At 61.9% G+C, this 12859-nt stretch carries 15 protein-coding genes and 1 pseudogene; 3 read left to right on the forward strand and 13 right to left on the reverse strand.

The window, feature by feature from the left end; translation table 11 throughout:
• Positions 1-8: 8 nt before the first annotated feature.
• Together ABLE71_RS00140 and ABLE71_RS00145 are read right to left on the reverse strand one after the other, a co-directional pair.
• Positions 9-1034: a DUF1254 domain-containing protein gene (locus ABLE71_RS00140; RefSeq protein WP_348781362.1), complete on the reverse strand. Its 1026-nt coding sequence runs from the start codon at positions 1032-1034 to the stop codon at positions 9-11.
• 19 nt (positions 1035-1053) lie between these two features.
• Positions 1054-2490 (reverse strand): DUF1254 domain-containing protein, encoded by a 1437-nt coding sequence (locus ABLE71_RS00145; protein WP_348783610.1) that lies wholly within the window; start codon positions 2488-2490, stop codon positions 1054-1056.
• 189 nt (positions 2491-2679) lie between these two features.
• On the opposite strand from ABLE71_RS00145, the gene ABLE71_RS00150 reads away from it, so the two are divergent.
• Together ABLE71_RS00150 and ABLE71_RS00155 are read left to right on the forward strand one after the other, a co-directional pair.
• A complete protein-coding gene (locus ABLE71_RS00150) occupies positions 2680-3360 on the forward strand; it encodes a Crp/Fnr family transcriptional regulator (RefSeq protein WP_348781363.1) in 681 nt (226 codons plus the stop codon).
• A 94-nt stretch (positions 3361-3454) separates the two neighbouring features.
• Positions 3455-3880 (forward strand): SufE family protein, encoded by a 426-nt coding sequence (locus ABLE71_RS00155; protein ID WP_348781364.1) that lies wholly within the window; start codon positions 3455-3457, stop codon positions 3878-3880.
• A gap of 93 nt (positions 3881-3973) precedes the next feature.
• Here the strand turns inward: ABLE71_RS00155 and ABLE71_RS00160 are convergent, their stop codons facing one another.
• Positions 3974-4756 carry a DUF6456 domain-containing protein gene (locus ABLE71_RS00160; RefSeq protein WP_348781365.1) on the reverse strand — a complete coding sequence of 261 codons (783 nt, stop codon included), beginning with the start codon at positions 4754-4756 and terminating at the stop codon, positions 3974-3976.
• A 2-nt stretch (positions 4757-4758) separates the two neighbouring features.
• Complete coding sequence (locus tag ABLE71_RS00165; RefSeq protein WP_348781366.1) at positions 4759-5184, reverse strand: helix-turn-helix domain-containing protein; 426 nt, start codon at positions 5182-5184, stop codon at positions 4759-4761.
• 217 nt (positions 5185-5401) lie between these two features.
• Between ABLE71_RS00165 and ABLE71_RS00170 the strand changes: the two are divergent.
• Positions 5402-5662 (forward strand): annotated as a pseudogene (locus ABLE71_RS00170) (cytoplasmic protein); the annotation flags it as partial.
• Between the two features lie 121 nt (positions 5663-5783).
• Here ABLE71_RS00170 and ABLE71_RS00175 read toward each other — a convergent pair.
• From ABLE71_RS00175 to ABLE71_RS00215, 9 genes are all read right to left on the reverse strand, one after another.
• Positions 5784-6227, reverse strand: a complete 444-nt coding sequence (locus ABLE71_RS00175) for a MucR family transcriptional regulator (RefSeq protein ID WP_348781367.1) — start codon at positions 6225-6227, stop codon at positions 5784-5786.
• Between the two features lie 257 nt (positions 6228-6484).
• On the reverse strand, positions 6485-6874 hold the full coding sequence (gene mnhG / locus ABLE71_RS00180) for a monovalent cation/H(+) antiporter subunit G (RefSeq protein WP_348781368.1): 390 nt from the start codon (positions 6872-6874) through the stop codon (positions 6485-6487).
• On the reverse strand, positions 6867-7184 hold the full coding sequence (locus ABLE71_RS00185) for a cation:proton antiporter (protein WP_348781369.1): 318 nt from the start codon (positions 7182-7184) through the stop codon (positions 6867-6869). The genes mnhG and ABLE71_RS00185 overlap by 8 nt, the downstream gene beginning before the upstream one ends.
• The gene (locus ABLE71_RS00190; RefSeq protein ID WP_348781370.1) at positions 7181-7654 is read right to left on the reverse strand and encodes a Na+/H+ antiporter subunit E; all 474 of its coding nucleotides are present in this window, start codon (positions 7652-7654) and stop codon (positions 7181-7183) included. The genes ABLE71_RS00185 and ABLE71_RS00190 overlap by 4 nt, the downstream gene beginning before the upstream one ends.
• On the reverse strand, positions 7654-9213 hold the full coding sequence (locus tag ABLE71_RS00195) for a Na+/H+ antiporter subunit D (RefSeq protein ID WP_348781371.1): 1560 nt from the start codon (positions 9211-9213) through the stop codon (positions 7654-7656). The genes ABLE71_RS00190 and ABLE71_RS00195 overlap by 1 nt, the downstream gene beginning before the upstream one ends.
• Positions 9214-9218: 5 nt before the next feature.
• Entirely contained in the window at positions 9219-9596 is a 378-nt protein-coding gene (locus tag ABLE71_RS00200; protein WP_348781372.1) for a Na+/H+ antiporter subunit C, read from the reverse strand.
• Positions 9596-10015, reverse strand: a complete 420-nt coding sequence (locus ABLE71_RS00205; RefSeq protein WP_348781373.1) for a Na+/H+ antiporter subunit B — start codon at positions 10013-10015, stop codon at positions 9596-9598. The genes ABLE71_RS00200 and ABLE71_RS00205 overlap by 1 nt, the downstream gene beginning before the upstream one ends.
• A complete protein-coding gene (locus ABLE71_RS00210) occupies positions 10015-12366 on the reverse strand; it encodes a putative monovalent cation/H+ antiporter subunit A (protein ID WP_348781374.1) in 2352 nt (783 codons plus the stop codon). Before ABLE71_RS00210 ends, ABLE71_RS00205 begins: the two co-directional genes overlap by 1 nt.
• A 117-nt stretch (positions 12367-12483) precedes the next feature.
• Complete coding sequence (locus tag ABLE71_RS00215; protein WP_348781375.1) at positions 12484-12849, reverse strand: SH3 domain-containing protein; 366 nt, start codon at positions 12847-12849, stop codon at positions 12484-12486.
• Positions 12850-12859: the final 10 nt, after the last annotated feature.

Consider the following 12859-nt stretch of genomic DNA (forward strand, 5'->3'; position numbering starts at 1 on the left):
AAAAGCCATCAAGTCCTGGAGCTGGGCCGCGGCTCCGGGAATTGCCAGCTTCCATCCAGGATTTCCTTGCGCGGTCTGTATAGCCTGACGGTATAGTTCCAGCCCTTCATGACCGGCAGGCAGTTGGCGATCTTGCCGTCGCAGCCGCCGAACTGGATAGCGATCGCGCCGTCGCTGCCTTTCGTGCCGGTGATGCTGTTGACCGTGTAGGCGTCGTACGGGTTCTTCTCGAAGTAGCCTTCGCCGTTGTAGAGGCTGACCGACCAGAACGCGTCGACCGGCACCGCGCCGACGTCGAGCTTGTAGACGGTCGTGCCATCATTCTTGTCCGGGGTCACGTTCAGATAGACGGCGTCCTTGTCCGGATTGCCACCCCAGCCCATCGCGGAGCCGACCAGGTGCCGCACCGGATCGACCTCGTCCTTGGTGCCGAACGCCTTCTTGAAGTCGGGCAGTGCCGAGCCGAGCGACAGCAAGGCGTCGCGCGTGGCCTTCTGGCTCGCGGCATCCCAGTCGGGCAATACGAGCGAACCTGCGCCTTGCTGGCTGACCGAAATTGCGTCCTGCAAGGCGTGGACCTTGGCGAGGTCCTCCGGACTGCTGGGATCGACAAGCGTGCGAATGCCGAACAGGACATAGCGCGTCCCCACCCCGTCCTTGTCAAAGACATGCGGGCCGGCGCCGTAGACCGTGGTGGCATAGTGATCCTGGCTGACCGCCATCAGCGACATGAAGCGCGCGCCGGCGTCCGGCAGGGTCACCGTCACCGGGCCGGCGTCGAGGTCGAAGACCGCCGAGGAATACAGCGTATCGCGGTTGAGGCGGATCACCGTCTGGGCATCGATCGGGGCAGGTTCGCGATGGTGGAGCAGCTTTCCAAGTCCGCCGGCCTCCTTGGCCAGGTTGCCCATGTAAAGATCGGACTCCGCCCTTGCGAAGTTGTCGACCGTCACCTGCTCGGCGGCCGATGCCTGCTGCCCCGCCAATGCGGCGAAACCCGCCGCGAGCGCGAGCGCCTTCATGCTGATCCCCATAGGCGTCCCTCCACTGTAATCAGTTCACGCGCTTTAGCGGCGGCGCCTTCCATCCGCCGTCCAGCGCTTCCTCCTTCGGCCAGTAGAGCCGCATGACCATGAAGAACGGTCCTGCCGGCGCCGGCAGCCAGTTGGGTTCGTCTTCCGCACCGGGCGACTCGTGCTGGATGTGGAGCGTCAGGCCGCCGTCGGCGTCCTTCGCGAGGCTCGGCAGCATCGGCGAATTGATCAGGTAGCGGTCAAGCTTGTTGGCCGAAAGCAGGCTCTCCGGCAGCTTGTACATCGTCAGCGACCAGAAGGCGCTGACCGGCGGTAGTCCGTCCGGCGCGAAGCGCAGCGTGTAGCGGCTCGATCCGTCCATCGGCTTGTTGTCCGCGTCGACGAAATAGACCGGATAAAGCGCTTCATCCTTCGAATTGCCGTAGATGCCGAGGACGGCGGAGGACATGCGGGCGAGATAGTCGCCGTTCAGGAACGCGCGGGTGCCGAAGCCGTCGGCGCTGCTCTTCTTGCCGGTGTCGAGTTCCGTTTCCTTGAATTGTTTGAACGCGGCCCATGCGTCGGCCATGCCGGCCTCCACCGCGCCCCGCATCTCAGGCGGCAGCGCATCCGGGTAGAACGGCTTGCCGGCCTCGATGCCGAGCCTGGCGAAGCGCGCCCTCAATTCCGTTTCGGCCGGAACGGCCGGGCAGAATTGCATGACGAAGTTCAGCACGTCGAAGAACTTTGGCGAGGTCTTCTGTTCGTCCGGAGTGAGCGGCTTCATGAAATCGACGGCGGGGGCGGCCGCCGGCGCTGGCTGACCGAGGAAGGTCGAAAGCGTCTCAACCTTGTATCCCGCTTGTATCTTCTTGACGTTTTCGATGTCGTCGGGACCGAAGAGCTGCGTGCGATAGAGCACGAACGCCAGTTCGGTTTCGCAGTTGATCACGTCCTTGATGCCTGCCGGTTTCTCGCCATTCCAGCCCGGCCCGGCCAGCAGAAAGCTGCCCGCGCCGTTGCCGGTCGCGCGGCTGCCGACATAAGCGAAGTTGAAGGTGTACATGTCGATGAACTGGATCGAGTAATACCGGCCTTCCTCGACCTCGGGCACCGTCAGCACCAGCGGCTCCGCCCTCAGGTCCGCGCCGACGAAGGAATAGGGCGTGTCGGAGTTCGGCGTCTGGATCGCCTTGTCGTCAGGCGTATAGACGCGCGCCGTGTTGTGGATCTCGTTCCAGCCGCCTTTATATTCGGGGTTCTCGGTACCGACAAAATAGGAGTACTGGATGCGGTAGCTATCGACGAGCGGGAAGCCGTAGATATAGGCTTCCTTGGCGATCGCGCGGGCTTCTTCGGCAGATAGGTCTTGAGCGTGCGCCGGTGTCGGAGGCAGCGTGCGGCTCGCTGCAAAGGCCAGGACCGCGGCCGACCCGATCAGTGCGTTTCGGCGTGTGAGCAACAAGACAGGCTGCATTGAATCAGGAAATGTAGGCAACACTAGGCTCCGATTGGTAGCTGCATCAAACTAGGGTCTGTTGAGTATCAACAGACCCTAGAGCGAGCGCTTGTCAGGCGGACATTTTCTGCTCGACAACAGACTACTAATCCTACACGGAAAATATATCCTGATTGTCCCAAAGAGGACAGACGTGGAAATTTTTCGATGGCTCATATCGGCAAGGCAGCGGCTTCGCAAATTATGAGCGGCAGCGGATGGCTTACAGCCGTGCCGCCGGAGGTGCGGGCCGAAGTCCTGCGGCGGTCCAATCTCCTCCACTTTGCGGCCGAGGAGCCGGTTTTTCGTCTGGATGATCCGGCCGGCGGAATCTACGGTCTGGCAAGCGGAACAGTAAGCGTCAGCGTTGCACCCGCCGGCGCGACACCACGTCTTGTTCTCCTTGGCATTCCCGGCCACTGGACAGGGGAAGGTTGCTTCCTGACCCGCAAACCCCGGCGTGCGGACATGAAGGCGGTGGTCGACACGACCATGCTTCATCTTCCGCTGGACGCCATGGACAAGATGGCGGCAAAAAATCCGCATTTCGTACACCATGTCGCCCAGATCCTCATGATGACGGTCGAGTTCCTGTTCAGGGTGATTCACGACCTTCAAAAGGCGGATGCGGCCAAACGTATCGCGGCAGTGCTTCATCGTGCGACGTCGAGCGGCGAGACGCCCGTTCCCCTGACGCAAACCGAAGTGGGCATCATGGCGAACGCCTCGAGGAAACAGGTAAACGCGGCGCTTAGGAAGTTCAGTGAAACCGGGTGGGTTCAAAACGGTTATCGCGCGATCACCGTTACGGATGCAGTCGCACTTCGACGTTTCGCCGGATCCAACTGACCGCGTGGGAGACGCCGCTCGCGATGGCGATACGCACTAGCTGTCCCCGCCCTTTTTTCGTGACCTTAGCCTTCGCCGGGCCTATATCCTGAACATGGCGACCATTGAGGCGATCCGCGACGACTTTACCTTCCTCGACGAGTGGGAGGACCGCTATCGCTATGTCATCGATCTGGGTGCGGCGCTCCCCCCCTTCCCCGACGAAGCGCGCATCGACGCATACAAGGTGCCCGGCTGCGTCAGCCAGGTCTGGCTGACCACCAGGGTCGGCGGCGGCCCCGATCCGGTCGTGGAGTTCCAGGGCGATTCCGATGCCCATATCGTGCGCGGCCTCGTCGCCATCATGCTGGCGCTCTTCTCCGGCCGGCCCGCCAGCGAGATCGTCGCGACCGACGCCGAAGCCCTGCTCAAGGAACTCGGGCTCCACGAACATCTGACGCCGCAGCGCGCCAACGGCCTGCGCTCGATGGTCAAGCGCATCAAGCGCGACGCCGAAGCCGCGCTGAAGCAGACGGCGTGACGCAACCTCCTCTTCTCCCCGACGGGGAGAAGGTGGCCGCCCTGAGCCTGTCGAAGGGGCGGCCTGATGAGGGGACATCGAGACAGGTGCTTCCTACGTGATCGACGGCCGATAGTCCGCCGCGCCCCAGTGCAGCATTTGCTGCGGCCGCCTCGCGCGCCCGCTGTCGGGATTGTAGTGCCGGCTAAGGATGCCGAGCGCGGTCTTCAGAACGATCTTTCCCGAGCGCACCGGCCAGCCGCGTTCCATCTCAACCGTCTCCATTCCCTTCAGGAAACAGCAGACGTCGATCAGGATGCCGGACAGTTCCGGCCCAACCGCCCGGATCGCGTGTTCCACGCGGATTCGCGCGGCGAGTGCGGCATCAGTCAGTTCGACGATGCCGCCGTCGCGCCGACCAGACGAGACGCTGGCGACCCAGTTCGCGCCCATCCTCGGCATGATCTGGCCGCGCGTGCAGTCGGCGCGTAGCCGCTCGCCGGCCTGGAACTCCGCAGCGCTGAGAAAGGGGGAGCCGTCCCTGCCCTTGCGCCGCATCAGTTGGCCGAGCGGCGATTCCGACCAGTTGACGGCGACGATGTCGCGCCCAGTCTCCGTGTCGACCGTCATCGTGCCGATGTCGCGGCGGTTCTCCGCCTGCTTGGGCTCCGCCGTCGAGGCGAGTTCGATCTTCCCGCCTGCCATTCTTAGCTCTCCCTCCCGCACCATTTCCGCCAGGAGCTTGCGTTCGGCACAGACCGTGCCGCGTTCGCCAGCGTCGAGAAGCACGCTCCCTCTCGCGGCAGCGTCGGCGATCGTGGCGGTGCCCTGCGTCAAAAAGCGCAGGACGCGCGATCTCGCCCCGGCGTCGTTCCGTCCAGGCATGATCTTTGCCATCGTCACAGCCCCAGCCGGTTGCCGAAGGCGGCGAGCGCGACCCGCTCGGTCATGGTGATGATACGGTCGAAATCCGTATCGTCGCGTAGGTCCTCGACCAGATGGCAGGCATAGAGCACGGTCGTGCGATCGCGTCCGAAAGCGCGGCCGATGTCGGTCATGTTCAGCTTGAGCACGACATGCGCGACATACATCGCGACCTGTCTCACCCGTGATATGCCGAGGCTGTTGCGGCCCGGCTTGCGAAGCTCCTTGCTCGACACGTTGAACAGAGCTGCGGTGATGTCGATCATGCCCTCGCACAATTCGAGCGCCCGCTCGTCGCGCGGCCCCGCCGCCCGGTTTGCAAATATCGTCTCGGTGATGCCCTTCCACGGTGCATCCGCTATCTCGGAATCGTCTGCCGCTTTGATGGATGTGAGTCGCACTGAACTTTTCCCCCTCGTTGTGATAGGAATAAGTTCTTATACCGGCAAGCGTCACTCCTGTGAACAAACAAGGAACATCGAATCAACGGTAAACATTCTAACTAACGGTTTTTGTTCCGTATTTTTCGCAGCCGTTAAAAATTTTGCCCTGGTTTTCTCCCCGCTCCGCCGCCCGCGCTCATAGTCCGGCATCGGACAAACGCAGGGATTCATCGGGATGAGCGGACTTCGCGGGGACGTAGAGGCCTTTCTGGAAAGCAAGGAATCCAGGGCTTTGGAGGCAAGGCAGATGGCGGCGCTGCAGATCGCCTGCCATTTCGACCTCGCTCAGGCGCTGAAGACGGGGCCCGAGGCCCGCGCGCTGATCGTTTTGCGGCTTGAACGGATGATAGAGCGCGAACGGCAGCGCGGCATGCGCAAGCATTGGAGCTACGATCTCAACCGGCACATCGCGCTCAAGCAGGCGCTGGACAGGCTACGCCCGCCGGAATCGACCGCCCCACCGTCGAGGGCCTCAGTAGATCGCAGCACGAGAATTATAAAAAGAAGGCGGCACCCTGCGGCGCCGCCTCATATTTCTGCGAAAAGCTTGCCCGACACTAGCGGGACGACTTGGTCGCTGGCGATTTGCGCTTGCGCCCAAGACCCATCTTCTTAGCCAGCTGCGAACGGGCGGCGGCATAGTTCGGCGCCACCATCGGGTAGCTCGCATCCAGGCCCCACTTCTCGCGATACTGGTCGGGCGTCAGGCCGTAGTGCGTCATGAGGTGGCGCTTGAGCGACTTGAACTTCTTTCCATCCTCGAGACACACAATGTAGTCGTCATGTACCGAACGCTTCGGATTGACAGCCGGCTTCTGTTTGTCGGCCGGAGGCGGCTCGGTTCCGCCGCCCACCCGACCGAGCGCCGCATGTACGTCGGCGATCAGGTTCGGGAGTTCTGCGGCGGGCACCGGATTGTTGCTGACATAGGCTGCCACCACATCCGCGGTCAGCTCGATCAGCATCTCATTGTTTCTGGTAGGCGATTCGGCGATTTCCATGTTCTTCAGGCCCCAACTTGAAAGATCTCTTTTGCTTGCCCCTTTAATGTAGAGCGGGGCCGCGCGCGTGGTTGCACAGGGTTGTCCTATGATTCGCGTCACGTGCTCTTATGAAACGCGCGATAATGCAAGTCAATTGGATGTTGGATCACTATTGTAGGATAAATCCATCTTTTGCTGGTATATCCCGGCTATTTTTGGGTCCTTACTGAAACTCTTGAGAGGTTTCTTACGTAGGCGCCGCCCTTTACCCTAGGTCAGGGCTGGCTAGAGTTCCGTAAATCAGCGACCGACGCCGAACTGGCCTCCTGCTCCAGAGCCGTTTGCAATTCATCGCGCTCTGAATGTTCCCACAAAGCGTAGCCGGCGCGATGCGCCGCCTTGGCCAGCAGATGCGACGAAATGGGCACGGTAAGGAGGAAGAATACGATACCGGCCAAAGCCCTCAGCGAGATTGCCGGGTCGTCCGCATGCACGGCGAGCGCGAGAAGCACCACGCAGGAACCCAGCGTGCCCGCCTTCGAGGCTGCATGCATGCGCGTGTATAGGTCCGGCAATCTCAGCAATCCTACCGATGCGGTGAGCGAGAAGGTCGAACCGACGAGGATCAGTGCGGCAGCCAAATAGTTCTGGAGTGCGTCAATCATGCTTCTTCTCTGTCAATACTTCCGAAGCGGCCTTGCTTCGGCTCAAGACAAAGCGCGCGAACGCCACCGTCGCTAGAAATCCGACCAATCCAAGCGCGATGGCGATGTCGACGTTGAAGGTCACGCCGCTGCCAATGCCGGTCACCGCGAGGAATCCGACGCCTATTGCGACCAGCATATCGAGCGCCAGAATCCTGTCGGGCAGTGTCGGCCCCTTCAGCACGCGCAAGACGGTCAGAAGGAAAGACACGCTCAGAATGAGCAAAGACATCAGAACGACAGTCCCGAGGAAGCCTTCTGCAGAAATCATCGAAACGCCTCCTCGATCTTGCGTTCGAAACCATACCTGATTTCGCGGATGTTCTTCTCTACGTCCGAACAATCGATGGCATGTATGAAAAGGGTCGTCCTGTCCTCGGAAACATCGACCGACAGGGTTCCGGGGGTGAGCGTTATCAGGTTTGCGAGCAAGGTGATTTCGAAATCCCGGTCGACCGAAAGCGGATAGGCAAATATGCCCGGCCGAATTTGCATTTTTGGTGACGTCACCAGAGTAGCCACGCGCCAGCCCGAGAGAACGAGTTCTTTGATGAACAGTACCGCAAGCGATACTATTTTGCCGCCGCGGTAGGTTCCCTGACGCGTCTCCAACTGCTCGCGGACGAGATAAAGAGCGAGCCGGCCGAGCAGCAGGCCGAGCACAAAGTTCGCTAAAGTGAAGGAGCCGGTCAGCGCCGCCCACACGAGCGCCAGCAATATGTTGTTGAGGTAGCGCGACATCAGCTTCCTCCCGCCGGAAAAACCGCCCGAACATAGGCCGTGACGTCGATCAAGCCGGCCGAAGCAAGCTCGGCAATGCGGATGAACTGCTCCGGGATAATGCCAAGTACGACGATCGGGATCGTCAGCGAGACGAGCGGAGCGTAAATCGCCAGCCTCGGAACTGACTTGATCGTCGAGTCAACCGGTCCGGCTTTCTGCGCGTCCCTCCAGAACGCCAGCACGAAGACGCGCCCCAGCGCGATCGAGGTCATGAACCCGGTGGCCAGGATGGCGCCGGCAAGCAGCCATCCGCCGCCGTCGATCGCAGCTTTGGCAAGCATCACCTTCGGCCACAGACCAGAGCCCGGCGGCAGGCCGGCGGCGGCGAGAAAGATCAGGAGGGCGACGGCCGTGAGAAAAGTGCTCTTGCGGTAAATCCCGCCAAGTTCGGTGAGCAGGAAGCTGCCACCCATTTCCCTCATCGCACCCGCCAGCAGGTAGAGCGCCGACATGACCAGCATGGAGTGGACGGCATAGAGGATGGTTCCCGAAACGCCGAGCGGACTGCCGAGCGCCAGTCCCGCCAGCATGATGCCAACGCCCGAGATGACCAGGAAACCGAACATCCTTCTCACGTCCGTCTGCGCCAGCGCGCCCATGACGCCGCAGATCATCGTCAAGATCGCCACCCATTCGATGACCTCCGAAAGGGCCGCCCGCTCGACAGGAAAGATCATGACCAGCGAGCGCAGCAGCGCATAGACCCCGATCTTGGTCAAAAGCCCGCCGAAGAGTGCGGCCGTCACCAGGCGCGGCGTATGATACGCGGCTGGAAGCCAGAAATTGACCGGAAACGCCGCTGCCTTCATGCCAAAGGCGAGCAGGTAGAGCGTTGCGATCGTCATCAGCGGCGCAGAACCGCGCAGGCCGGCAGCCTTCACGGCGATGTCTGCCATGTTGAGCGTACCGAAAGCCCCGTAGAGATAGGCCGTGGCGATCAGGAACAGCGCGGTCGCGAGCAGGTTCAGTATGCCGTACTTTGTGGCTCCGTCGATCTGCGCGGGTTCGGAGCCGAGGATCAGAAGACCGAACGAGGCGATGAGAAAAACCTCGAACCAGACGTAGAGGTTGAAGATGTCGCCGGTGAGGAAGGCTCCGTTGACGCCGGCCATCATCAGCATCAGGAACGGGTAGAAGCCGTACCGCCGGCCCGTCGTGTCGATATCGCGTGCGGAGGACAGGGCGCAGATCAGGGCAACGAAGGTCGCGACCACCGCGAAGCTGGCGCCGAGTGCGTCGGCGGCAAAGGAGATGCCGAAGGGGGGCAGCCAGCGCCCCATGGTCATTACCAACGGGCCATCTGACAGGACGCGGACCAGAAGTGCGGCGTTGGCCGCCAGCATCAGCAGAAGACAGCCGGACGCATATGCCGCCTGCCATCGCAGATGGTGCCTCAGCATCAGAAGCAGTGCCCCGGCGGCGATTGCGATGACCACCGGCGCGATTACCAGCCAATCGCCTGAGGCAACCGGCCCTGAGAGCACGGCTCCGAGCGCGCCCGGGTCTGTCGCGGCCATTCGAACTAATAGCCCATGGGCGGAAGCGCATCGTCTCGCGGTTCCGAGATGCGCATGCCGATCGTGTCGTCGACGCCGATCTCCTGATAGGCGCGATAGGCGAGCACCAGGATGAAGGCGAAGAACGAGAAGGAGATCACGATGGCGGTCAGGATCAGGGCCTGCGGCAGCGGATTCGCGGCGGGACCCGGCAGCAGATCGAGATTTCCAGGAATAATCGGCGCGGTCTCGCGCATGATCCGCCCGCTGGTAAAGATCAGCAGATTGACCGCGTTTCCGAAGATCGCAATGCCGAGCACGATGCGGATCACGTGACGCGACAGGATCAGATAGATTCCGACCCCGAAGAACAGCGCGACGAGCAGCGAGAATACCGCTTCCATCAGCCTTCCTCTCTGTCCTCGAGCGCCAGCGCGATCGAGGTGATTGAGCCCACGACAACGAAATAGACGCCGATGTCGAAGAGCATCACGGTGGAAAGATCGACTGTGACGCCAAGGATCGCCGGCGAGATCCATAGGCCGGTCAGGAACGGCACGCCGAAGGCGCATGAAACCAGGCCGGAAAACGCGGCGAGCAGCAAACCGAATCCGGAAATCGCCATCGGATGGAAGTGAAGCGCACGGCGCACGGTCGGCACGCCGTAGGCGATACCGTGGATCGCGAAGGCCGACGCCGCGATCAAGCCGCCGATGAACCCGCCCCCCGGCTCGTTATGTCCTCGCAGGAGAACGAAGACCGAGAAGAGCAGCATCAAGGCCGTCAGGTATGGCGCGGCGGTGCGGAAAATCAGCGACCGCATCAGCGCTTCTCCATGACGGCTTGCGGATCGGCCGCGGGGACCGAGCGCACGCGGATCAGCGCCAGGATCGCCAGCCCCGCCACCATGACGACCGCGATCTCGCCGAGCGTGTCAAGGCCGCGGAAATCGACGATGATGACATTGACGATGTTGCGGCCATGCGCGAGCGCCAGCGAATGCGCCTGGTAGAACTGCGACAGCGTGTCGTCGAAGGGAAGTTGAGTCACCTTGAGGAGCAGGAGCCCGAAGCCGGCGCCGCAAGCGGTCGCCACGGTCAGGTCGAGCGCCTTTTCCCGCGCTGGCCGATGGTCGGAGGGCGACAGCTTCAGCCGGGTCATGACGAGCGCCAGAATGACCACCGACAGCGTCTCCACCATGAACTGGGTGAACGACAGGTCCGGCGCGCCGAAGAGCATGAACAGCAGCGCGACGGCAAAGCCCTGGATGCCGAGAGACACGATCGCCGTCAACCTGTCCTGCGCGTAGAGCACGGCGCCAAGCCCGATCACGGCGATCACGACGATGGTCCACTCGTGCAGCAGCAGCCTCGGGACCTCCGGCATGGCAGGCAGTTCGCCATAGGCGACCATCGGAACGAACAGCGCTATCGCCACGATGACGAAGGTGACGGTCAGATAGATGTCCAGCCGACCGTTCTGGACGACGCGGGTCACAGCGAAGGAGAGGCGCAGCAGCCCACGCATGACCTGGTCGAATCCGCGATCGGGACCCCAGCCGATAGCCGCAAGAATGTTCGCCATGCTCTGGCGCAGACGATCCTGCGACAGATATGCGGCAACGCCCAATACGATGGTGGCGATCGACAGGTAGAGAGGCAAGCCGGCATGAGGCACCGAGGATGCCGTGACTTCGACGGTTGCGCCGACAACCGCGCTCGCCATGGGGCTCGATCCGAACGCATGAACCGTGCCGGAAAACAGGCCGGCCCCTAGTCCCGAAACCGCGAGCACAAGCGGCCCGCTCCAAAGCAGCAAGGAGCCTTCGTGCGGATTCTTCGGCATGTTGCCAGTTGTGCCGATAAAAGGTTTCAGCCCGACCGTAAAGGCGATGGCGAACATCAAAGCATTGCCGACGATCGCAACCCCGCCCAAAAGCATCGGCCAGGTTTCTCCTACGGCAAGTCCTGCGTAGATTTCTTCCTTGGCGACAAATCCGAAGAACAGCGGCAATCCGCCCATTGAAAATGCTGCCAGCAATCCTGCGGCAAACGTGATCGGCATTGCACGCGACAACCCGCCGAGACGCCTGATATCGCGCGTGCCCGCCTCATGACCGATCGAGCCCGCCACCATGAAGAGCGAGCCCTTGAAAAGCGAATGCGCGACGAGATAGAGCACCGCGGCCTCTATGGCCCTCTCCGAACCGAAGCCGGTCAGCATGACAAGTAGTCCGAGGGACGCAACGGTCGTATAGGCGAGCATCATCTTGAGGCCGGTCTGCCTTATGGCAAGCGTCGCGCCGACCAGCAGCGTCACTCCACCGAACATCGGAAGCAGAGTTTCCCAGGCCACGGTGTCGCCGAGCACCGGATTGAGGCGCATCAGCAGATAGACGCCCGCCTTCACCATGGTCGCCGAATGGAGGTAGGCCGACACCGGCGTCGGGGCCTCCATAGCGTTTGGCAGCCAGAAATGGAACGGAAACTGCGCCGATTTGGTGAAGGCGCCGCCGAGCACGAGCAGGAGTGCTGCGAGGTAGAGCGGGCTTTGACGGACCAACGGACCCGAGGACAAAAGCGACGACAGTTCGGTCACGCCGGTGATCGACGCTATCACCAGCAGCCCGGCAAGCAGTGACAGCCCGCCCATGCCCGTCAGCACCAGCGCCTGCAATGCGGCGCGCCGCGCGGCTTCCCTGTCGTGATCGAAGCCGATCAGCAGAAAGGAGGTGATCGAGGTCAGTTCCCAGAACATGAAGAGCATGATGAAGGAATCGGAGACGACCAGTCCCAGCATCGCTCCCATGAACAGCAGGATGAAGGAGAAGAACCTGCCTTGGTGAGCATGGCCCTTCAGATAGCCGCCCGAATAGAGGACGATGAGGGTCCCTATCCCCGTGATCAGCAGGGCGAAGGTGAGCGACAGCCCGTCCAGGTACCATGAGAAGCGCACGCCGAGGCTTGGGATCCAATCAAAGCCGCCGGCCACCGGCCTTCCCTGAGCGATCGGTTCGAGAAAGCCGACCAGGTGCAGGAAGATGAACAGCGGCACTGCCGCTAGCGGCCAGGCGGCGTTGTGTTTGAGCGCACGGCAAAGCAAGGGCGCCGCCAAGGCCCCCAGGAACGGCAGCAGCAGTGCCAGAAATGTCAACGAATGCGCGCCTGTCCCCATCCCTCTTTCCAGCCTGCAGGCCGATGCCGGCCTATCCTCCTTCCCCCGGGATAACGGGTCGAACTGGATGCGACAAGCAATTGGGGGCTGTTAGCGCACAGAATATGGCTGCCAGGCTCAATAAGGCGTGATGTACCTGCCATAGACCCAGCCGGTCACGAAATTGCCGTTCCGGGCCGGGTCATGCCAGATCTGGCACCAGAGATAGCGCACCAGCTGCTCCTGCTTCCATTCGGGCTGGCCGGAAATATCGAGCAAATTCACGCCGCCGGTGCATTTTCCCGTCATCTGCAGCACCGTGCCGTTTGGATAAGCGGCCTGCTTCTGCGACTCCCCCGACGGATATTTGCGCACGTTCAGCGTGTCGCCGAAGGACACGTTGGTCACCTGCCAGGCTGCGAAGGTCGCAGCCGTTGCGTGGGCTGTGGCAAGGCCGACCGTCGCGATGGCGAGTGCGGCCACGGTTCTGAGACGGGAAATCATCGTTTCTCTC

This window comes from Mesorhizobium sp. KR9-304 (assembly GCF_040049215.1).
Taxonomy (GTDB): domain Bacteria; phylum Pseudomonadota; class Alphaproteobacteria; order Rhizobiales; family Rhizobiaceae; genus Mesorhizobium_K.